Source organism: Pasteurella sp. P03HT (assembly GCF_054052285.1).
Genome location: NZ_JBSIUM010000001.1, coordinates 264,644 through 287,956 on the forward strand (window position 1 = coordinate 264,644; position 23,313 = coordinate 287,956).

Sequence of the window (23,313 nt, forward strand, 5' to 3'; positions counted from 1 at the left end):
AAAAATATTTGTAGAAAAACGAGCAATATCTGAAATATAGAAGCAAAGTTAAATTAACTTAGACGAAATAGCAAATTAGATTAAAAAAATGAAAGGTTTTACATTTATAGATTTATTCGCAGGTATAGGTGGTTTTCATATAGCTATGGAAAGTTTAGGAGGAAAATGTGTTTTCGCATCAGAAATTGATGCTTATGCTCGTCTTACTTATGAACATAATTTTAAAAAAATAAATCCTGAATTATTCAGTAATGATTTATTTAATGATGATATCCGAAAAATAACTCCATCTGAACTACCTGATTTTGATGTATTATGTGCTGGATTTCCTTGTCAACCATTTAGTCAAGCGGGATATAAGAGAGGCTTCGAAGATACCCATCGTTCTGAAAGAGGAAATTTGTTTTTCAATATCGTTGAGATTTTAGAAGCAAAACAACCCAAAGCATTTTTTCTGGAAAATGTGCGGGGAATTATTAATCATGATAATGGAAAAACCTTTAAAATTATTCAAGATATTTTAAGAAATGAATTGGGTTATAGTTTTTATTTTCAGATTATCAAAGCTTCTGATTTTGGTTTACCCCAACTAAGACCTAGAGTTTTTATGATTGGTTTCAGAAATGAACAATTATTGAGTAGTTTTTCTTTTCCTCAACCTATACCATTAAAATTCACAATGTCTGATGTCTGGGGGGGAAAGTGTGATCGAGATATTGGGTATACATTAAGAGTAGGTGGTCGAGGATCTAAAATTGGTGATAGAAGAAATTGGGATCAATATTTAGTTGATGGGAAAATTCGCCAAATAATGCCAGAACAGGCTAGAAAAATGCAAGGCTTCCCTGATAGTTTCGAATTTCCAGTACCCAAATCACAGGCAATGAAACAGCTAGGTAATAGTGTCGCAGTCGATGCAGTAAGAGCTTGTGGAGAAAGAATGATTGAGTATATGAACTTTTTGGATCATATCAACAGAGAAGATGAAATGAAACAAACTAAAAATAAAGGTGAATGGACGGAACTTTATACTTTCTTAAAGTTATTAACAGATCAAAGAATACATTTAGCGGATAAAGATCTTAATTCAAAACAAGATTTCTTCAAAATAAATAAAGTAACAACTCTTAATATTCAGCAGGACTGTTATTTGTCAGAAAATGATGTTGTTAAAGTAGAAAATAAAAAAACTGGTGAAGTGCATCGAATAAAAACATCTTCATTCTTAAATCAAACTGTATTAAATACGCTTGCAGAATATATAAGAAATGGACATAAAACCTTTGATATTCCTGAATTTCATATTATTAGTAGTCAGTTAGGAGTTACTCTCATTAAGGGGGGAACCTCTAATCAAAAAGCGGATATTGTATTAGATATAGAGAATGAAACTGAGCAATATAAAGAGCACGGATTTGGTATTAAATCTTATTTAGGTAACTCCCCAACTCTACTAAATGCTTCTGGAAATACTAATTTTATTTATAAAGTAAAGAATTTATCTAGTGATTTATTAGATGAAATCAATGCTATTGATACCAGAACTAAACTAAAAGACCGTATATCTACTATATATCAAAAAGGTGGTTATTTAGAATTTGAACGAGTTGAACAAACAACTATGGGTTATAATCTTGATTTAGTTGACAGCATTATGCCTAGACTAGTAGCAGAGATGTTGCTTGAATTTCACAAAAATAGAACAAATACTCTTGATGAAAACTTAAATTCTATTTTTAAACGAAGCCCAACCTTGTTTATCACAGATTTAGACGGCTTAAGAATTAAAGTCAAAAAACTACTAGTAGCGATTTTACTGGGATTTTTTGCAGGCACAAAATGGAATGGACAATATCTTGCGAATGGCACAATCGTAGTAAAAAACGATGGTTCGCAACTTGCTTATCATATAACTGATTTGGAAAGTTTAGAAAATTATCTGTATGAAAATATTCGCTTTGATACACCTTCTACAACTCGCCACAGATATGGTTCATTGATTGCAGAAAATAGAGAACTTTACTTTAAATTAAATCTACAGCTTAGATTTTAAAAATCAATAAGAGAAAACAATGACAACACAAAACTTCCTCGCCGAGATCGGCACTGAAGAGCTGCCACCGAAGGCGCTCAAGAAATTAGCAACTGCATTTGCAGAGAACGTAGAATTGGAGTTAAACCAAGCGGGTTTAACCTTTGACAAAGTAGAATGGTTTGCGGCGCCACGTCGTTTAGCTGTGAAAGTGTTAGCTTTAGCGACTGCACAACCAAGCAAAGAAATTGAAAAACGTGGTCCAGCGGTGTCTGCGGCGTTTGATGCGGAAGGCAAGCCGACTAAGGCTGCAGAAGGTTGGGCGCGTGGTTGTGGGATCAGCGTTGAACAAGCTGAACGTATCGCGACTGATAAAGGCGAATGGTTAGTTCATCGTGCTACTATCGAGGGTCAACCCACCAAAAACTTACTCAAAGATATCGTTGCAAATGCGTTGGCGAAATTACCTATTCCAAAACCAATGCGTTGGGCGGACAAAACAGTTCAATTTATTCGTCCTGTTCACACTGTAACGATGTTACTTGGTGATGAATTAATCGAAGGCGAAATTTTAGGTGTTGCAAGTGGTACAACGATTCGTGGTCACCGTTTCCTTGGTGAGCGTGAATTCCAAATTTCACACGCGGATCAATACCCTGCGCTATTAAAAGAAAAAGGCTCAGTTGTGGCTGATTTCAATGAGCGTAAAGCATTAATTTTAGCGAAATCACAAGAAAAAGCGACCGCACTTGGTGGCGTGGCTGATATTGAAGAAGACTTACTTGATGAAGTGACTTCACTTGTGGAATATCCAAATGTCTTGGCGGCGAAATTTGAAGAACGTTTCCTTGCTGTACCTGCGGAAGCGTTGGTTTACACCATGAAAGGCGACCAAAAATATTTCCCAATTTATGACAAAGACGGAAAATTATTACCGCACTTTATTTTCGTGTCGAACATCAATCCAGAAGATCCAAGCAAGATTATCGAAGGAAATGAAAAAGTGGTTCGCCCACGTTTAACCGATGCCGAATTCTTCTTCAAAACCGACTTAAAACAACGTTTAGAAGATCAATTGCCACGTTTAGAAACCGTATTATTCCAACAACAACTTGGTACATTACGTGATAAAACCGCTCGCATTGAGCAACTTGCTGGCGAAATTGCGAAACAAATCGGTGCAGACGAAGCAAAAGCAAAACGTGCGGGATTGCTCTCTAAATGTGACTTAATGACCAATATGGTATTTGAGTTTACTGATACGCAAGGTGTAATGGGTATGCACTATGCGCGTCACGATGGTGAAGATGAAGAAGTCGCGGTTGCATTAAACGAGCAATATATGCCACGTTTCGCAGGCGATGAATTACCAAAATCACCAGTAGCAAGTGCAGTTGCCTTAGCAGATAAATTTGACACATTGACGGGGATTTTCGGTATTGGTCAACAGCCAAAAGGTAGCGCTGACCCATTTGCTTTACGTCGTGCGGCATTAGGGGTGTTACGTATTATCGTTGAGAAAAACTTACCACTTGATCTTGAAGAAATTGTGAAAAAATCAGCCGCACTTTTCGGAGACAGACTCACAAATGCAAACGTCGTAGAAGAAGTTGTGGACTTTATGCTTGGTCGTTTCCGCGCATGGTATCAAGATGAAGGCATTGCTGTTGATGTGATTCAAGCAGTACTTGCACGTCGCCCTACTCGCCCTGCTGATTTTGATGCGCGTGTGCGTGCGGTTTCTCACTTCCGTACTTTAGATGCCGCAGAAGCATTAGCAGCTGCAAATAAACGTGTAAGCAATATTTTAGCGAAAGTAGAAGGTGAACTACCGGCAACTATTGATGTTGCAGTATGTGTTGAAGCAGCAGAGAAAGTGTTAGCAGAACAAGTGATCGCATTACAAGCTGAATTAGCACCATTATTTGCTAACGGGGAATATCAAGCAGCATTAGACCGCTTAGCTGCATTACGTGAGCCTGTGGATACGTTCTTCGATAATGTCATGGTGAACGCCGAAGATCAAAAATTACGTCAAAACCGTCTAGCAATCCTAAACAATCTACGTAATTTATTCTTACAAGTTGCTGATATTTCCTTATTACAATAAGTATAAAAAGTACAAAAATAGCGCATTCAATGCGCTATTTTTTCTATATCATAAAAAACCGCACCATCATCTTCACAATAGTGCGGTTAACTCCAAAACCCGTTGAATTATTTATTCAACTTCGCTTTGTAGGTCGGGTTCATTAGGTTTTCAACTGATAAAATGTCATCAAGTTGTTCTTCTGTCAGTAACCCTTTCTCTAACACAACTTCTTTGACACCGCGACCCGTTTTTGCACAGATTTTACCCACTAAATCGCCATTGTGGTGACCAATAAATGGATTCAAATACGTCACGATACCAATTGAGTTAAAGACATAGTTTTCACAGATTTCTTTATTCACAGTGATACCGTCGATACATTTATCACGTAAGTTCACACAAGCATTTGTTAAGATATCAATAGACTCAAACATTGCCTGTCCAATCACAGGTTCCATTACGTTTAATTGTAATTGTCCTGCTTCTGCGGCAAAAGTCACTGTTGTATCATTACCAATCACTTTGAAACAGACTTGGTTTACCACCTCTGGTATAACAGGGTTCACTTTTGCTGGCATAATAGAGGAGCCTGCTTGTAGTTCAGGTAAATTAATTTCATTCAATCCAGCTCGAGGTCCCGAAGATAATAAACGCAAGTCGTTACATACTTTCGATAATTTCACCGCAGTACGTTTTAATGCCCCGTGTACCATGACATAAGCGCCACAGTCGGATGTTGCTTCAATTAAGTTTTCCGCTAAAGAACAAGGTAATCCTGTGACTTCGGACAAGTATTTCACTGCTAATGGTGCATAACCTTGTGGGGTATTTAATCCTGTGCCAATTGCCGTCGCACCTAAGTTCACTTCTAATAACAATTCTGCAGTACGTGTCAAATTGCGTACTTCCTCATCTAATAATACAGAGAACGCCTTGAATTCTTGACCCACAGTCATTGGAACCGCATCTTGTAATTGCGTCCGTCCCATTTTTAAGATGTTGGAAAACTCTTTTGCTTTGTTTTCAAACCCTTGTTGTAAATATAATACTTTAGCAATCAATTTCATGATGCTGTTATACACAGCAATACGGAATCCTGTTGGATAAGCATCATTGGTTGATTGGCTCGCGTTGACATGATCCATTGGATCAAGGTATTGATATTCTCCTTTTTTATGTCCCAAAATCTCTAATGCAAGATTAGCAACCACTTCATTTGTATTCATATTCACAGACGTGCCTGCACCACCTTGATAGACGTCTGACGGAAATTGATCTAAACATTTACCCGTTGTTAAAATTTCATCACAAGCGGCAACAATGGCTTTCGCAATGTTGTCTGGGATCGCACCGAGTTCACCATTCGCTAATGCAGTCGCTTTTTTAACCATGACCATTCCACGAACAAATTCAGGAATATCTGAAATCACCGCATTTGAAATATTAAAATTTTCTACCGCTCTTAAGGTATGAATTCCCCAATATGCTTCTGCAGGGACATCACGTTCACCAAGTAAATCCACTTCTTTTCTTGTTGCTGTCATTTTAATCCTCCATTTCGAGTGCTGAACAAGTTACTCACATATTATAGGGAAAGGAATATGCTAAGAATTTGATCGCAATCACATTTTAACGATGTATCCCCACGACATATTTTTATCTTTCAGATTACTTTTTCTAATCTCAAATGTGTAATAAATATCGTATTTTCCCTATAAATTTGACAAGAATAACAGAAATCAAAACAAAATAATTTGATCTTGTTAACACTTTGTTAAAATTTTTGTTTGAATCCTATACACTCCATGATAGATTGCCGCAGGGCAAACTCATCATAGCCCTTGTATCATGAGTAAAATAGAAGGACTAAATATGAATACAACACAACAAAAGAAAGGCAGTAAATTTCTTCATACCGTTGAGTGGCTGGGTAACATGCTTCCACACCCAGTTACACTTTTTATGATTTTTATCGTTTTGTTATTAATCACTTCTGCATTAGGTGAATATTTTGGCTTGGCCGTTCCCGACCCTCGCCCAGAAGGAACAAAAGGTCGTGCCGCAGATGGCATGATTTATGTTGTCAGCCTACTCGATGCTGAAGGTTTAAGTAAAATCCTAACTAATTTAGTTAAAAACTTCACTAACTTCGCCCCACTAGGTACCGTATTGGTTGCATTACTCGGGGTTGGGATCGCTGAAAAAGCAGGTTTACTCTCAGCCGTAATGCGTTTATTAGTGACAAAATCACCACGTAAATTAACGACATTCACGATTGTATTTGCTGGGATTCTGTCCAATACCGCCTCTGAATTAGGTTATGTGGTCTTAATTCCATTAGCTGCTATTATCTTCCACTCATTAGGTCGTCATCCATTAGCTGGATTAGCCGCCGCATTTGCAGGGGTTTCTGGTGGGTATTCGGCTAACTTACTATTAGGTACTATCGATCCACTTTTAGCGGGTATCACACAACAAGCCGCACAAATTATTGACCCGACTTATACCGTTGGACCAGAAGCAAACTGGTTCTTTATGTCAGCCAGTACTTTCGTCATCGCTTTCATTGGTTATTTCATCACAGAGAAAATTGTCGAGCCACAATTAGGCCCTTATAACAGCCATCTTTCACAAGAAGAGCTCGATTTACAACATTCCAATGAAGTGACGCCATTAGAACGCAAAGGCTTAAAATACGCAGGCTTCGTCTTTTTGATTATGTGTGCGTTACTGGCTTGGACAATTGTGCCAGCCGACGGTATTCTACGTGATCCGAAAACCGGCTTGGTCACAGGTTCACCTTTCTTAAAATCTATCGTGGCATTTATCTTTATCTTATTCGCGATTCCTGGTGCCGTGTATGGTATTGTTACAAAAAGTATTCGCAGTGAAAAAGATGTGGTAAACGCGATGGCTGAAGCAATGAGCACATTAGGTTTATATCTTGTTATTATCTTCTTTGCTTCGCAATTCGTCGCATTCTTCAACTGGACCAATATTGGTCAATATATTGCCGTGAAAGGCGCAAACTTCTTAAATGAAGTCGGACTACATGGTGGCGTACTGTTCATGGGCTTTATCATCATTTGTGCATTCATTAACTTAATGATTGGTTCAGCTTCAGCACAATGGGCAGTGACAGCACCAATTTTCGTGCCAATGTTGATGTTAACAGGTTACTCACCTGAAATTATCCAAGCCGCTTACCGTATCGGTGACTCTGTGACTAACATTATTACCCCAATGATGAGCTATTTTGGCTTAATTATGGCGACGGTATTGAAATATAAAAAAGATGCGGGTGTTGGCACTTTAGTGTCCATGATGTTACCTTACTCCGTCGCGTTCTTAGTCGCTTGGTCGGCATTATTCTTTATTTGGGTATTTGTATTAGGCTTCCCTGTCGGTCCAAATGCACCGATGTTCTACCCAGCAAAATAATTCCTTTCATTACAACATTAAAGCTCACAGCGTTTCTGTGAGCTTTATTGTGTTAAACTTTCTCAGACAGTACGCTTGAAATTTAACAAAATGGGTACCATCTATAACCCAAAGATTTCTCACTCTACGTAATAAGGAGCGTATTCATGCCTTTTCTACTCTTTATGCTGATTGCATTTCTCTTTATTTATATTGAGCTATCGCTCCTCGTTTGGATAGGCTCCGCAATCGGTATCTTCGGGCTAATTGCCTTGCTGATTTTATCCTCTGTCTTGGGTTTGCTGATGATTCGAGCACGAGGCTGGTATACTTTATTAAATGTACAAAAACAGCTTTCACGTGGTGAAATTCCTGCACGCTCATTGTTAAAATCAGGCATTTGGATTGTGGCAGGCGTCCTCTTCTTTATCCCAGGTTTTTTAACTGATCTCCTTGGACTGTTACTATTAGCCCCTATCACAAGTCTGTGGATTGAAAAGCTGATTGTGGACAAAATTCAATTTTTCCGTGCACGATTCTTTTCCAAAACAGACCGCACTTTTCACACGGAAGGAGAGGTCTTTGAAGCAGAATACGAAAAACAAGTGGATGATGATAAAAGAATAAAATAATTTTACTTTTGCCCTTGAAACAAAAAAAAACTCCCACATATTAGGGAAACGTTTAATTTTAATAACACATTTTTTATGAAGGAGTAATTCAATGAATATTCGTCCATTACACGACCGCGTGATCATCAAACGTGAAGAAGTTGAAACAAGATCAGCTGGCGGTATCGTTTTAACTGGTTCAGCAGCAACAAAATCAACTCGCGCTAAGGTATTAGCGGTAGGTAAAGGTCGTATTTTAGAAAATGGCACAGTTCAACCATTAGATGTAAAAGTAGGCGATACTGTGATTTTCAATGACGGCTACGGTGTGAAAGCTGAGAAAATTGATGGCGAAGAAGTATTAATTATTTCTGAAAACGACATTTTAGCGATTGTAGAATAAGAGAAGGAAGATAAAAAATGGCAGCAAAAGACGTTAAATTTGGTAATGACGCTCGCGTAAAAATGTTAGCGGGTGTGAATATTCTTGCAGATGCAGTAAAAGTGACTTTAGGTCCTAAAGGTCGTAACGTTGTTTTAGATAAATCATTTGGCGCACCAACCATCACTAAAGACGGTGTGTCAGTAGCACGTGAAATCGAATTAGAAGATAAATTCGAAAATATGGGCGCACAAATGGTGAAAGAAGTGGCGTCAAAAGCAAATGATGCAGCGGGTGATGGTACAACAACGGCGACGGTATTAGCGCAAGCTATCGTAAACGAAGGCTTAAAAGCCGTTGCTGCGGGTATGAACCCAATGGATTTAAAACGTGGTATTGACAAAGCCGTTGCAGCCGTTGTGACTGAATTAAAAGCTCTGTCTAAACCTTGCGAAACGTCAAAAGAAATCGAACAAGTCGGTACTATTTCTGCGAACTCAGATCACATCGTGGGTCAAATCATTGCTCAAGCAATGGATAAAGTGGGTAAAGAAGGTGTTATCACTGTTGAAGACGGTACGGGTTTAGAAGATGAGTTAGCTGTTGTTGAAGGTATGCAATTCGATCGTGGTTACTTATCGCCATACTTCATTAACAAACCAGAAACTGCAACTGTTGAATTAGACAACCCATTTATCTTATTAGTCGATAAAAAAGTGTCTAACATTCGTGAATTATTACCAGTGTTAGAGGGCGTTGCAAAAGCTGGCAAACCATTATTAATCATCGCAGAAGATGTTGAAGGCGAAGCACTTGCAACGTTAGTGGTGAACACAATGCGTGGTATCGTGAAAGTGGCAGCAGTGAAAGCACCTGGCTTCGGTGACCGTCGTAAAGCCATGTTACAAGATATCGCAATCTTAACTGCGGGTACTGTGATTTCTGAAGAAATCGGTATGGAATTAGAAAAAGCAACTTTGGAAGATCTTGGTCAAGCAAAACGTGTTGTCATCAACAAAGACAACACCACGATTATCGATGGTATCGGTGATGAAGTTCAAATCCAAGGTCGTGTTGCGCAAATTCGTCAACAAATCGAAGAATCCACTTCTGACTACGACAAAGAAAAATTACAAGAACGTGTTGCTAAATTAGCAGGCGGCGTGGCTGTAATTAAAGTGGGTGCCGCAACTGAAGTTGAAATGAAAGAGAAAAAAGCACGCGTAGAAGACGCATTACACGCAACTCGTGCAGCAGTTGAAGAAGGTGTCGTTGCGGGCGGTGGCGTTGCATTAATTCGTGCAGCAAGCAAAGTTGCAGGTCTTCAAGGTGATAACGAAGAACAAAACGTAGGTATCAAACTTGCATTACGTGCAATGGAAGCGCCATTACGTCAAATCGTAACTAACGCAGGTGAAGAAGCGTCAGTAGTAGCAAGTGCGGTGAAAAATGGTGAAGGTAACTTCGGTTATAACGCTGGTACAGAACAATACGGCGATATGATCGAAATGGGTATCTTAGATCCAACTAAAGTAACTCGTAGCGCATTACAATTCGCAGCCTCTGTTGCAGGTTTAATGATCACCACAGAATGTATGGTGACCGACTTACCAAAAGACGACAAAGCTGACCTAGGCGCAGGCATGGGCGGTATGGGTGGAATGGGCGGTATGATGTAACCCTTCCCAAACAAATAAAAAGGATTGAGTTTCGGCTCAATCCTTTTTTTATTTAAAATGAATACATTGTAATTTGTCTTCAATCAATTTCGATATATTAAAAAGTATATAATGATGTGATATAGTAATGCTCTATTCTACCAAGGAGATTACAATGAAAAAATTACTCGCACTTTCTACATTAATACTAGCAGCAACGTCTGCACAAGCTGCAGAGTTACATCTTTATGCTGGTGCGGGTCTCAAAGAGCCCGTAGAAAAAATTATTAACCAATTCGAACAAGAAACAGGCAACAAAGTTACCGTTGAATATGGGGGGTCAGGACAATTACTTGCGCGTTATCATACTGTTAAAACTGGGGATTTATATTTACCAGGCTCGAGTGATTACGTTGAGAAATTGGAGAAAACAGGCGATGTAAAAATGTCAGCACCATTAGTATTACATATTCCTGTTATGGCTATCCGTAAAGATAAAAGTGCTGGCATTGATTCGTTTAAAGCATTGGCAGAAAGTCATTTACGTTTAGGAATTGGTGATAGCAAAGCAATGGCTCTCGGTAAAGGGGCAGAAAAAATGATCGAATTATCAGGCTATCAACAACAATTAAATGACAAAGTTGTCGTCAAAGCCGCCACAGTCAAACAACTCATGTTGTACTTATTAAACGGCGATGTCGATGCCGCGATCGTGGGGCGCTCTGGTGCTTGGAAAGTACGTGATAAAGTCGATTTATTGCCTAATCCAGCTGGCACACCAGAAGAAAAAGTCACAATTGCTCTACTTGCAACAACAAAACACCCGACTGAAGCGAAACAGTTACTTAATCTTTTTAAATCAGAACAAGGTATAAAATATTTTGTCGATGAAGGCTTCTTACCTGCTAAGTAAAAGTACAAGCGTAAAGCTCGCACTATTTCCATTGACACTCCTATTATTTGTCGTGGTCGGCTCAGTGCTGTCTTTAATTGCCCAGTTAGACAGCCATTTTTTCGGGATCGTGCTTACGGATCCCGAATTACATTTTGCGCTCATGATGTCATTAGGCACTTCATTACTATCATTATTTCTCGCACTATGTATTGCCATTCCTGCAGCATGGATCATGAGCCAAGTGCGGTTACCTTTTCAAAAATGGATTGATACAATACTTGACTTACCGATGGTTCTACCACCTCTGGTTACTGGGTTAAGTTTATTATTGTTGTTTAACTCACAAGGTATCATGAACCAACTTGTTCCTTTTATAAGTCAATGGATTTTTAGTCCCATAGGGATCATCATTGCGCAAACCTATATTGCTAGCTCAATTATGTTACGTAACGCACGTGGTACTTTTGCAGCGTTAGACCCTGGTTATCGACTAGCAGCGTACAACCTCGGGCTTTCTCCTTTCAAGACACTACTCAAAATTGAATTACCTATGTGCTGGAAACCGCTTCTTTGCGGTGCAATTCTGGCTTGGTCAAGGGCAATTGGGGAATTTGGCGCGACGTTAATGCTAGCGGGGGCAACGCGCTTTAAAACGGAAACCTTACCGATGGCAGTCTATCTGAATATTGCTAGTGGTGACTTCGAAATTGCTGTTGGAGCATCACTATGGTTATTGTGTATCTCTGCCTGTTTGTTATTTGTATTGCGAACACTCAATCGGAATATTTAATATGTTGAGCATTTCTCATCTCTGTGCAGGCATCTTAAATCAGGTGAATTTACAGATTAGCAAAGGCGAGTGTGTGGCGATTGTTGGACAATCTGGCAGCGGAAAAACAACACTATTGAATGCCATCGCAGGTTATATTGATTATCAAGGTGACATAACACTCGCACAGCACTCTATGCAAACTGTACCGCCTTGGCAACGAAATTGCCGTTATTTAAACCAACGCCTCTATTTATTTCCCCATCAAACAATTGCAGGAAATTTATCACTCGCCAGCCCAACGACATGCCGTACCGAACAACTGGCGCTGTTACATAAATTAAAAATAGCACATTTAATTGACCGCTATCCCCACCAACTTTCAGGGGGTGAACAACAACGTGCAGCATTAGCACGAGCATTGATCCATCCACCACATTTACTGTTGTTGGATGAGCCCTTTTCATCACTGGATTGGGAAACCAGAATACATATTTGGAGCATGCTCAAACAGTTAATTCAAGAATATGAAATGACAACATTATTCGTGACACATGAACCCAAAGAAGCTGCCTATTTAGCACATCGTCAAATCCAGTTACATCAAGGACAACTTGTCTAAACTACGAGGAACACCACTATGATCTATTTTTCAGACAACGAACTAGATGATTTCTTACTCGAAGATATCTATCGTGGCGATCTGACTACCCACGCTTTAGGACTTGAAAAGATCCCTGCAACCATTCAATTTAAACGTAAAAATGCAGGAATTGTAGCGGGTATTTCAGTTGCCGAAAAATTATTGAAAAAACTTGATATCGTGCCCATTCTCAATGTCCAGGAAGGGCAATATGTTGAGGCAGGAGCTGTATTGATTCGTGCGGAAGCGAGTGCAGACAAGTTGCACCAAGCCTGGAAAGTCGTACAGTTAGTATTAGAATGGTCTTGTGGCGTAGCACAATATACAGCAGAAATGATAAACAATGCGAAAGCGATAAATCCTAATGCCGTCGTTGCCTGTACACGCAAAAGTATTCCTAGCACCAGAAAATTAGCCACGAATGCAGTACTCGCAGCAGGGGGGCACATCCATCGACAAGGGCTGAGTGAAACATTGTTAGTTTTTACTAATCACCGTCGTTTATTAGATAAACCTGAGGATTGGCAATCTATCGTAACGACCCTAAGACGTGAAGCACCTGAAAATAAAATCACACTCGAAGCAGATAACTTGGTCCAGTTTGAACAGATGCTCAGTGCAGAACCCGACATCATCCAACTAGACAAATTTTCACCAGAAGAAGTACAACGAGCACTGCATTTACTCAAACTATCGCGCAAAGCAACCACCTTATCGGTTGCAGGCGGAGTAAATAAAAACAATGTGGCAGACTATGCTAAATTAGGGATCAATTTATTCATTACTTCCGCCCCTTATTATGCTGCTCCTGCAGACATAAAAGTGGTGATTGAAAAACAATAAGCGATTCGGTCTATACTTTCTCGTCTAGCAAAAAATTGAGCGCGGGATTCTCCGCGCTCAAGACGATTATCGTCATATATTTTTATTATTTACTGCGTTCTCGGCGCTCTCTACGAGGACGTTCATTAAATGAACGACCACCTTTTTCTTTGAATTTACGATCTTCACGGCTAAAGCGCGGCTCATCCCCACGACCTTTACGTTTGCCGCCACGACGGTCACCACCGAAGTCATCACGATCGCGATTTCCACCACCATTTACAGCGCTCACAAATGACATTTGCATTGGTTTATTCATTACACGTGTTTTACCAAAGACATGTAATAATTCTTTTGGCATACCTTGTGGCAACTCAATCGTTGAGTGATCATCATAAAGTTTGATGTGACCAATATAACGACTGTTGATATCACCTTCGTTCGCAATTGCACCCACGATATGACGCACTTCCACGCCATCTAAACGACCTACTTCAATACGGTATAAATCCATTGGTTGTGGATTGCCATAGCCACGACGTTCTGCTGAACGAGGGTTTTCACGACTACCACGCTCACGACGATCACCGCGCTCGCCACGTTCACCACGTGAAGCTTTGCGGTCGATAACAGGATCTGGTGGAAGAATTAATTTTTGTTTGCCTTGTAAAAGCATCAACATCGCAGCTGCAATATCTTCTTGATCTTGATCTGCGGTAAACATATCTTCTAACAAGCTACGATAACGTTCTAAATCGTGATGCTCAAGTTGTACCGTAATTTTTGCTTTAAATTTCTCACGACGACAGGCTTGTAGCACTTCATGATTTGGCACTTCAACTTCAGTAATTGGCTTCTTAGTTAAATGCTCAATGTTACGTAATAAACGACGTTCTCTTGGCTCAACGAATAATAATGCACGACCTGTACGACCGGCACGACCTGTACGACCGATACGGTGAACATAAGACTCTGCATCTAATGGAATATCATAGTTCACAACCAGACTGATACGCTCTACGTCTAAACCACGTGCGGCAACATCTGTTGCAACAAGGATATCCAAGCTACCATTTCTTAAACGATCTAATGTTTGCTCACGTAATTGCTGTGTCATATCACCGTTTAATGCTGCAGCACGGAAACCGTGTTTTTCAAGCAATTCTGTGACATCAAGTGTACCTGTTTTAGTACGAGTAAAAATAATTGCCGCATCAAAGTTTTCTACTTCTAAGAAACGTAATAAGGCGTCATTTTTACGGAAACCGTGCACATACCAACAGCTTTGTGTGATATCTGGATTCGTTGTTTGTGTTGATTTAATTTTGATCTCTTTTGGATCTTTCATAAAACGTTTTGTGATACGACGAATTGGCTCTGGCATTGTTGCAGAGAAAAGTGCGGTTTGATGCGCTTCGGGTAATTCCGCCATCACCGTTTCAACATCATCAATAAAGCCCATACGTAACATTTCGTCAGCTTCATCTAACACCATAAAACGTAAATTGGATAAATCTAATGTGCCACGACGGATATGGTCTAAAATACGTCCAGGCGTACCCACAACAACTTGTGCGCCTTGACGTAATGCGCGTAATTGAATGTCATAACGTTGTCCACCATAAAGTGTCACAATACTCACATTCTTCGCATATTGGCAAAATTGCTCACAAGCATCAGCCACTTGAATCGCAAGCTCACGCGTTGGCGCCATGACTAACATTTGAGGATATTTCTTATCCATATCTAATTGTGCTAATAAAGGCAAAGAGAACGCTGCAGTTTTACCGCTCCCTGTTTGTGCCATCCCGAGCACATCATTGCCATCTAAAAGATAAGGAATACAAGTTTGTTGGATAGGAGAAGGGGTTTCAAAACCTAAATCAGATACCGCATTAAGAAGGAATTCAGGCAAGCCTAAATCTTTGAAAGTCATTTTCGCTTCAGTCATTAAAATACTCGAATATAAAAAAGAAACTTCACTCTACTGTGAAGTAGTGTAATAAATGTTGTTCGTTTTCACGTTTTACAACAGCCCATGACATGCTTATGTCATTATTGGTTTGAACGTTGCTTCAATTTCAAGAGTTCAAACATCGCAAAACGATACTCAACGAAGTTATATACTTGGTTTGCAGTAGCCAATTTAAATAGCGTTTCCGCTTCATTAATCTGCTCTGAATTGAGTTGTAGTTTTGCTAAATAAAAATAGGTTTCAGTTAAAATTTCAGCATATTTTGCCTTATTTGCTCCAGCAAACTGTTCTGCTTTTGCAAATAATGTGTTAACTGACACATGTCCCAAATAGTATTGGACAAGATATGTTCCCCAATATTCATCAGAAAGCCCCTGAGCACGCTCAGCAAGACGTTGTTTCGCTTCCTGTGGATTCAGCTTTAATTCATTTAAATATAACCATAAAGTGCGGTAAGGATCTGATTTATCTGCCTGATAAAATTGAAGAAAATCCCGCTGCGCTAATTCATAACGTGCAACGTAATGAAAGTTTAGCCCTCTATTGAGAAATGCATATTCGTAATTAGGATCTAATTCAAATAGAGCATTAAAAACATCCAACGATGCGCTATATTCTTGCTCTAATAAAAAGTACAATCCTAAATAATTCAACGCTGCAACCAGTTTCGGATACAACGCAAGTGCTTGATCAAAATCATAACGTGCTAATGCCCACATGCCTAAACTGTCATACAGTACGCCACGTTCAAAATGTAAAATCGCCCGTTCCTCTTTTTTCAAACCTTTGACAAGTAACAATTGGCTAATTCGAGCAACCATAATTTCATGCTCGATGTGACTATTTGGCCCCTGCTCTGCTAATAAGATTTTTTCCTTTGAAATAAAAACATCTTGAGGGCTAGTACAAGCCGCCAAGAACAGTATCCAAAAGGGAATAAACAGTATGAAATTTGACAACTTATGAAGTTGCTTCATCTCGAAAGCCTTAAAGTACAAATTGTACTTGCTAAAACAAAATTACAGCTCTCAAAATAAGAGCTGCAATTTTATCTATTGTTATACGTGTTCTTCTGTTGACACGTCTTCAAGCACATCGGCTTGTGCTTCTTGCTTCGGCGCAATGTCTTTCATTGTTAAACGAATACGCCCTTGACGGTCAATTTCAACGACTTTCACAGTAACTTCTTGACCAACGGCAAGGTAATCACTCACTTTTTCAACGCGTTCTTCTGCAATTTGAGAAATGTGAACAAGCCCTTCCTTGTTACCAACAATGGAAACAAATGCACCAAAATCCGCTAAACGAGTCACTTTGCCTTTATACACTAATCCTGCTTCAACTTCAGCAGTAATATCTTCAATACGTGCCATGACGTCTTTCGCTGAATTACCGTCTACTGCGGCAATTTTCACTGTACCGTCATCATCGATATCGATTGAAGTGCCAGTTTCTTCCGTTAATGCACGAATTGTTGCACCACCTTTACCGATCACATCTTTGATTTTCTTCGGATCGATCTTCATTGTGTAAATACGTGGAGCAAAGTCAGAAATATCCGCACGTGGTGCAGGAATGGCTTGTTCCATTACACCTAAAATGTGTAAACGCGCGCTTTTCGCCTGATTCAAGGCAATTTGCATAATTTCTGCAGTGATACCTTCAATTTTGATGTCCATTTGAAGTGCGGTCACACCCTGACGTGTACCTGCGACTTTAAAGTCCATATCACCTAAGTGGTCTTCATCACCTAAGATGTCTGAAAGTACTACGAATTTTTCATCTTCTTTCACTAAGCCCATTGCAATACCTGCAACGGCTGCTTTAATTGGTACACCCGCATCCATTAATGCTAATGATGCACCACAAACTGATGCCATAGAAGATGAACCGTTTGATTCAGTGATTTCAGATACAACACGTACAACGTATGGGAACTCAGCCAATGTTGGCATTACCGCTGCCACACCACGTTTTGCTAAACGACCGTGACCGATTTCACGACGTTTTGGTGAACCGATCATCCCTGTTTCACCTACAGAATATGGAGGGAAGTTGTAGTGGAATAAGAAGTGATCTGAACGCTCGCCTGTTAATTCATCAATAATTTGTGCATCACGCTCAGTCCCTAACGTTGCGACTGCTAATGCTTGTGTTTCACCACGAGTGAAAATTGCAGAACCGTGAGTACGTGGTAATACGCCTGTGCAAATATCTAATGCACGTACGGTATCCACTGTACGACCATCAATACGAGGTTCGCCATTTAAGATACGACCACGCACGATTTGGCTTTCAAGTGCGGTGAAAATATCAATAATTTTACCTTCGCTAACTTCTTCGCCTTCTGCCACTTCAGCAGTGATTTGTGCGATCACATCGGCTTTGATTGCATCAATTTGCTCGTAGCGAGATTGTTTTTCAGTAATGCGATATGCTTCGCCTAAACGCGCTTCCGCGATGGCTTTCACTTTTTCAATTAATACAGTATTTGGCTCTGGAGCAACCCAATCCCAACGTGGTTTGCCCGCTTCAGCTGTAAACTCTTTGATTGCTTCAATCACAACTTGTTGTTGTTCGTGACCAAATACCACTGCGGCTAACATTTGTTCTTCAGTTAACACGTCAGCTTCAGATTCAACCATTAATACTGCTTTATCTGTACCTGCAACTACTAAATCTAAACGGCTTTGTTTTTGCTCGTTCATTGTTGGGTTAAGTACGAATTGGTTATCAATGAAACCGACACGTGCAGCACCGATTGGACCATTAAATGGCACGCCTGATAATGAAAGTGCAGCAGATGCACCAATCATAGCCACTAAGTCAGGGCAGATTTGTGGGTTAACAGAAACTACTGTTGCAACGATTTGGATTTCGTTATAGAAACCTTCTGGGAAAAGTGGACGAATTGGACGGTCGATTAAACGTGCGATTAAAGTCTCACCTTCAGATGGACGACCTTCACGTTTGAAGAAACCACCTGGGATACGACCCGCTGCGTAAGTACGCTCTTGATAGTTAACGGTTAATGGGAAGAAGTCTTGACCTTCTTTCACATCTTTTTTTGCAACAACGGTGACAAAAACTGTCGTGTCATCCATACTCGCCATAACGGCAGCTGTTGCTTGACGTGCAATAGCACCTGTTTCTAACGTGACAGTATGTTGACCGTATTTAAATTGTTTTACAATTGGATTCACAATGTTTTCCTTTTAAATGAACCGCGTTAATAAATCCTAAATAATTCATTAACATAAGAATTAAAACGTTGTTTTATTTTCCAAATTGCGACTAGCAAAAATAATCTTTTTTCTTTTACACGCCTTGTCCCCAAAAGGAAAATTACTTTTGATAGCCGCACGCTAATACAGAAAATAAAACTTGCTTATTATACAGGCTTTTCTAAGTGAATGGTAATTTATTTTCAGAGATAACAAAGACTACACACAGAATGCCACTTAGGGCCTAAAAGATGGTGGAGTTAATCGGGATCGAACCGACGACCTCTTGAATGCCATTCAAGCGCTCTCCCAACTGAGCTATAACCCCATATTTAGAAATGTCGTGGCGGTAATAATAAATTCCGCCACGCAAGCTGTCAATATCAAATTCATGATATTGCGATGCCAGCTTAAATATTAAGCAGTTTGATTGTTAATAAAATCAATCGCTTTTTGAATACGTGCAAGTGTGCGTTCTCTGCCGATACCGACCAATGTGACATCCATTGACGGAGATTGACCTGAACCTGTCACTGCAACACGCAATGGCATCCCCACTTTCCCCATACCGAGTGCTAACTCTGCAGCAGTTTCTTCAATCGCTTGATGCGTGCTGTGTAGATCCCAGCTCTCAAGTGCGGTCAATTTTTCTTTCACTTTTTCAAGAGGTTCAACGGCTGCCGCTTTGAAATGTTTTTTCACTGCTGCTTCGTCAAAGCTATCGAACTCTTCAAAGAAATAACGGCTTGCAGCTGCCATTTCTTTTAACGTTTTGCAACGTTCTGCCAACATTTTCACGATGTCTTCTAATGCTGGACCATTTGAAGTATCAATACCTTGATGTTGATAATGCCATGTTAAATGCTTCGCCACATATTCTGCTGGCAATTCACGCATATAATGGTGGTTTAACCAAAGTAATTTTTCTGTATTGAACGCACTTGCTGATTTACTTACGCTTTCAAGCTCAAATAAGTTAATCATTTCTTCAATAGAGAAAATTTCTTGGTCACCGTGTCCCCAACCTAAACGTACCAAATAGTTTAGTAACGCTTCTGGTAAATAACCATCATCACGATATTGCATGACGCTTACTGCACCATGACGTTTTGATAATTTTTGACCATCATCACCTAAAATCATGGAAACGTGCGCATAAGTTGGAATCGGCGCACCTAATGCTTTCAAAATATTAATTTGACGAGGAGTATTATTGATATGGTCTTCACCACGCACAACGTGTGTAATGCCCATATCCCAGTCATCTACTACTACACAGAAGTTATAAGTCGGTGAACCATCAGTACGACGAATAATTAAATCATCTAATTCGCTATTACTGATTTCAATACGACCACGCACTGCATCTTCAAAGACGACCGAGCCCTCTGTTGGATTTTTGAAACGCACGACGTGTGGTTGGTCTGGTGTATTATGATGATCATGTAAGCAGTGACGGTCATAACGTGGTTTTTGTTTATTTTGTTCTTGCGTATGGCGTAAATCTTCTAACCGTTCTTTTGAACAATAACAACGGTAAGCTAACCCCTGTTCGATCATTTGATCAATGACTTGGTTATAACGATCGAAACGTTTGGTTTGGAAATATGGTCCGTGCTCCCAACCTAAATTTAACCACTCCATTCCTTCTAAAATAGCCGCTGTCGCTTCTGGCGTTGAACGCTCTAAGTCAGTATCTTCAATACGTAATACAAATTCGCCTTTGTGATGTTTGGCATATAACCAAGAATACAATGCCGTTCTTGCCCCTCCCACATGTAAATAGCCTGTTGGACTTGGCGCAAAACGAGTACGCACTTTTACATTGGGATCTAAATTAAATAATGCTTCTAATTTCATGTTATAACCTTTATCTGACTTTCATTTTATCAAGAAAAATTTGTGCGATATTGTACTATGAGTTTAAATAATTCCGAATAAAAAATGTGATTTTATGCCTACTTTTAAAACAATTGATTATTTTTTTGCAAAAACTTGTTGACTGAATAGAACTAATAATTATAATGCCACCTCACAACATTTGGGCGATTAGCTCAGTTGGGAGAGCACCTCCCTTACAAGGAGGGGGTCACTGGTTCGAGACCGGTATCGCCCACCACTTTTCAATACCATTGAGAATGTGAGTCCAATGTTGTACATATAACGAGGGCGATTAGCTCAGTTGGGAGAGCACCTCCCTTACAAGGAGGGGGTCACTGGTTCGAGACCGGTATCGCCCACCACTTTTAAGTGCACTACATCGTTATATGACCCAAGATTTTAAGTCTCAAGTGGGCGATTAGCTCAGTTGGGAGAGCACCTCCCTTACAAGGAGGGGGTCACTGGTTCGAGACCGGTATCGCCCACCACTTAGACTTAAAATAATCTTCATTAATTTCAATTGTCGACAAAATAAAAAGCGGAAAAATATCATTCTCGCACAAATCTATTTTTCCTGTCGTCAATATGAAAGTTTGAAGGGCGATTAGCTCAGTTGGGAGAGCACCTCCCTTACAAGGAGGGGGTCACTGGTTCGAGACCGGTATCGCCCACCACTTCATTTTTCACTTTCTGATACTAGTTTATCCCTTGTTTATAAATAAAATGGATGATACTTAATAAGCATTTTGTTCTTTTTTGTATAAAATGATAAAGTAACGCCATGACTTCATTCAACATGGCAATTTCCCAATGTATAAACCTGTTAAATATAAAAATCTTATTTTAGCCGCTAATGGTTTGACCCGTTTACTTGGCAATATTGTGAAAACGTTAAGCTACCCTTTCCATTTTGTCTTACCGAAAAAGCGCTTTACGATCCCTAAATTTGATCCCGCTCGTTGCCAATCACCTAAAAAAACAAAAATTAACCGTGTCATTTGGCAAACGAATTACAGCAATAACGTTACCCTACCGATTTATTGTAACTACTTATTCAATCGCTTGCTATCTAGGAGCTATGACTATCGCTATGTCAGTACAGAAGAGCGCGCAGAATATATTAAAGCCAATGCGGATGAGCGCACATTCAATGCTTATAGCAAATTAACGGATGGTGCGGCACAAGCAGATTTTTGGCGCATCTTCACGTTATATAATGAAGGTGGCGTTTATATGGATATTGATGGGCATCTCGTTTGGTGTTTAGACAGTATTATTGATGAAGAAGATGACGAAGTTGTCATTGCACGCCGTGGACAATATACCAACTTCTTTTTAGCCAGCAAAAAAGGCAATGCGTTCCTCAAAGAAACATTAGAGATTATTATTGATAATATTGAACAAGAACGTATAAGCGGTGGCGTCTTTAGCTTAACGGGTCCAAAAACGTTAATTAAAGCCTTAGAAAACAAAGATGTCAATTCGCGACTAGATAAACTGACCTGTTCCCAAGGAACGTTCACAAACGAATACTTCCAATATATTGATAAAAAACGTGGGAAATGGATCCACGCCAAAAATGAAGACTTATTGAAGTAAATACGCGAGAAAGTGCAGTCTCTTTGCTAAAAATAGCCTCCAAAAGACCGCACTTTTTCTTTTAAGCACAAAAATGCCAAATCATTTTACGCAATAGCACCTGAGTTGGCTCAATAAACTCCGTCGCTAAAAACTCATCTGGCTGATGAGCCTGTTCAATGGATCCAGGCCCTAAAACTAACGTTGGGCAAAGCTGTTGAATAAATGGCGCCTCGGTACAATAATTCACAACATCACATTTTTCACCCAGTAATTTTTCCACCACTTGCACCACTTGTGCGGAGTGTTCACATTCATAACCTGGTATTGGCTCATGTAATGCCTGTAATGAAATACGATCCCCCCATTTCTCAAACATCGGCGTTAATTTTTCTTGCAACATCTCATTTAAATCTTGCAAACGTAAATTAGGCAAAGGACGAATATCAAAATGCAATTCACAACAAGCACAAATTCTGTTCACGGCATCCCCGCCAGAAATCGCACCGAGGTTCATTGTAGGATACGGAATTTCAAATGCTGTATGATGATATTTTTCTCGTAATTCATTACGCATTTGCATTAAATATCCTGTTGCTTCATGCATCAATTCAATCGCATTAATTCCTTTACTTGGATCGCTAGAATGACCACTTTTTCCTATGATACGTAAAGCTTCACCAATATGTCCTTTGTGTGCTCGGATCGGTTTTAAAGATGTCGGTTCACCAATGATGGCACAGTCTGGGCGAATATGTGCATGTTGAATAAACGTTCTAGCACCCAACATTGTGGTTTCTTCATCCGCTGTCGCTAAAATACGCAATGGTTTCTTTAATTCCGATAACTCTAACTGACTGATTGCCTCAATCACAAAGGCAAAAAATCCTTTCATATCTGCGCTACCTAAACCATAAAGCTTGCCCGCTTGCTCAGTCAATTTAAATGGGTCAAATGTCCAACGTCCTTCATCGAACGGAACCGTGTCAGTGTGCCCAGCGAGTAACAGCCCCCCCTCTCCTTCACCATAAGTTGCCAAGAGATTAAACTTATCTCGACTATCCTCAATCGCAATGATCTCAGTACGAAAACCCAAAGTCGTCAGCCAACTTGCTAATAATTCAATAAGAGTACGATTAGATTGATCAAAGTTTGGATCAACGCTACTAATGGAAGGGGATGCAATCAATTGTTGATACATCTGTAAAAAAGAGGGCATTTTTTTCATGAGATAAGCCTATTCAAGAGAAATAAAGATTGCCTTTTAAATATTTATGCACAATAATAGCATAATTAATCATTAAATCATACTCAATTACACGATCAGGTAC

General features: G+C 39.7%; 17 protein-coding genes and 5 tRNA genes. 15 read left to right on the forward strand and 7 right to left on the reverse strand.

Annotated elements, in window-relative coordinates:
* The first annotated feature begins 88 nt into the window (after positions 1-88).
* Both ACWIT3_RS01250 and glyS read left to right on the forward strand, forming a co-directional pair.
* Positions 89-2,053 (forward strand): HpaII family restriction endonuclease, encoded by a 1,965-nt coding sequence (locus ACWIT3_RS01250; RefSeq protein WP_457161029.1) that lies wholly within the window; start codon positions 89-91, stop codon positions 2,051-2,053.
* Between the two features lie 19 nt (positions 2,054-2,072).
* Positions 2,073-4,142: a glycine--tRNA ligase subunit beta gene (gene glyS / locus ACWIT3_RS01255; protein ID WP_457161030.1), complete on the forward strand. Its 2,070-nt coding sequence runs from the start codon at positions 2,073-2,075 to the stop codon at positions 4,140-4,142.
* A 107-nt stretch (positions 4,143-4,249) separates the two neighbouring features.
* On the opposite strand, the gene aspA is transcribed toward glyS, so the two are convergent.
* Positions 4,250-5,668, reverse strand: coding sequence for an aspartate ammonia-lyase (gene aspA / locus ACWIT3_RS01260; RefSeq protein ID WP_457161031.1), 1,419 nt, complete (start codon positions 5,666-5,668; stop codon positions 4,250-4,252).
* 328 nt (positions 5,669-5,996) lie between these two features.
* On the opposite strand from aspA, the gene ACWIT3_RS01265 reads away from it, so the two are divergent.
* The 8 genes from ACWIT3_RS01265 to modD all read left to right on the forward strand — a co-directional run bounded on the left by ACWIT3_RS01265 (position 5,997) and on the right by modD (position 13,345).
* Positions 5,997-7,565 (forward strand): AbgT family transporter, encoded by a 1,569-nt coding sequence (locus ACWIT3_RS01265; RefSeq protein ID WP_457161032.1) that lies wholly within the window; start codon positions 5,997-5,999, stop codon positions 7,563-7,565.
* A gap of 146 nt (positions 7,566-7,711) precedes the next feature.
* Entirely contained in the window at positions 7,712-8,176 is a 465-nt protein-coding gene (locus ACWIT3_RS01270; protein WP_457161033.1) for an FxsA family protein, read from the forward strand.
* Between the two features lie 91 nt (positions 8,177-8,267).
* On the forward strand, positions 8,268-8,558 hold the full coding sequence (locus ACWIT3_RS01275) for a co-chaperone GroES (protein WP_005717461.1): 291 nt from the start codon (positions 8,268-8,270) through the stop codon (positions 8,556-8,558).
* A 17-nt stretch (positions 8,559-8,575) separates the two neighbouring features.
* Positions 8,576-10,216, forward strand: coding sequence for a chaperonin GroEL (groL, locus tag ACWIT3_RS01280; protein ID WP_457161034.1), 1,641 nt, complete (start codon positions 8,576-8,578; stop codon positions 10,214-10,216).
* Between the two features lie 154 nt (positions 10,217-10,370).
* Positions 10,371-11,108: a molybdate ABC transporter substrate-binding protein gene (gene modA, locus ACWIT3_RS01285; RefSeq protein ID WP_457161035.1), complete on the forward strand. Its 738-nt coding sequence runs from the start codon at positions 10,371-10,373 to the stop codon at positions 11,106-11,108.
* Positions 11,083-11,880: an ABC transporter permease gene (locus ACWIT3_RS01290; RefSeq protein WP_457161191.1), complete on the forward strand. Its 798-nt coding sequence runs from the start codon at positions 11,083-11,085 to the stop codon at positions 11,878-11,880. The genes modA and ACWIT3_RS01290 overlap by 26 nt, the downstream gene beginning before the upstream one ends.
* 1 nt (position 11,881) lies before the next feature.
* Positions 11,882-12,481, forward strand: a complete 600-nt coding sequence (locus tag ACWIT3_RS01295; protein ID WP_457161036.1) for an ATP-binding cassette domain-containing protein — start codon at positions 11,882-11,884, stop codon at positions 12,479-12,481.
* 18 nt (positions 12,482-12,499) lie between these two features.
* Positions 12,500-13,345, forward strand: coding sequence for a ModD protein (gene modD / locus ACWIT3_RS01300; protein WP_457161037.1), 846 nt, complete (start codon positions 12,500-12,502; stop codon positions 13,343-13,345).
* Between the two features lie 85 nt (positions 13,346-13,430).
* Here the strand turns inward: modD and ACWIT3_RS01305 are convergent, their stop codons facing one another.
* The 5 genes from ACWIT3_RS01305 to gltX all read right to left on the reverse strand — a co-directional run bounded on the left by ACWIT3_RS01305 (position 13,431) and on the right by gltX (position 20,383).
* Complete coding sequence (locus ACWIT3_RS01305; RefSeq protein ID WP_457161038.1) at positions 13,431-15,275, reverse strand: DEAD/DEAH box helicase; 1,845 nt, start codon at positions 15,273-15,275, stop codon at positions 13,431-13,433.
* Between the two features lie 104 nt (positions 15,276-15,379).
* Positions 15,380-16,276, reverse strand: a complete 897-nt coding sequence (gene nlpI / locus ACWIT3_RS01310; protein WP_457161039.1) for a lipoprotein NlpI — start codon at positions 16,274-16,276, stop codon at positions 15,380-15,382.
* A gap of 81 nt (positions 16,277-16,357) precedes the next feature.
* A complete protein-coding gene (gene pnp / locus ACWIT3_RS01315; protein ID WP_457161040.1) occupies positions 16,358-18,502 on the reverse strand; it encodes a polyribonucleotide nucleotidyltransferase in 2,145 nt (714 codons plus the stop codon).
* Positions 18,503-18,775: 273 nt separating this feature from the next.
* Positions 18,776-18,851, reverse strand: a tRNA-Ala gene (locus ACWIT3_RS01320).
* An 89-nt stretch (positions 18,852-18,940) separates the two neighbouring features.
* Positions 18,941-20,383, reverse strand: a complete 1,443-nt coding sequence (gene gltX, locus ACWIT3_RS01325; RefSeq protein ID WP_457161041.1) for a glutamate--tRNA ligase — start codon at positions 20,381-20,383, stop codon at positions 18,941-18,943.
* Between the two features lie 183 nt (positions 20,384-20,566).
* Here gltX and ACWIT3_RS01330 point away from each other — a divergent pair.
* The 5 genes from ACWIT3_RS01330 to ACWIT3_RS01350 all read left to right on the forward strand — a co-directional run bounded on the left by ACWIT3_RS01330 (position 20,567) and on the right by ACWIT3_RS01350 (position 22,003).
* Positions 20,567-20,642 (forward strand) — tRNA-Val (locus tag ACWIT3_RS01330).
* A gap of 48 nt (positions 20,643-20,690) precedes the next feature.
* Positions 20,691-20,766 (forward strand) — tRNA-Val (locus ACWIT3_RS01335).
* 50 nt (positions 20,767-20,816) lie between these two features.
* A tRNA-Val gene (locus ACWIT3_RS01340) sits at positions 20,817-20,892 on the forward strand.
* Positions 20,893-21,002: 110 nt separating this feature from the next.
* Positions 21,003-21,078, forward strand: a tRNA-Val gene (locus ACWIT3_RS01345).
* 136 nt (positions 21,079-21,214) lie between these two features.
* Complete coding sequence (locus ACWIT3_RS01350) at positions 21,215-22,003, forward strand: glycosyltransferase family 32 protein (RefSeq protein ID WP_457161042.1); 789 nt, start codon at positions 21,215-21,217, stop codon at positions 22,001-22,003.
* 61 nt (positions 22,004-22,064) lie between these two features.
* Here the strand turns inward: ACWIT3_RS01350 and argE are convergent, their stop codons facing one another.
* Positions 22,065-23,210 (reverse strand): acetylornithine deacetylase, encoded by a 1,146-nt coding sequence (gene argE, locus ACWIT3_RS01355; RefSeq protein WP_457161043.1) that lies wholly within the window; start codon positions 23,208-23,210, stop codon positions 22,065-22,067.
* Between the last annotated feature and the right edge of the window lie 103 nt (positions 23,211-23,313).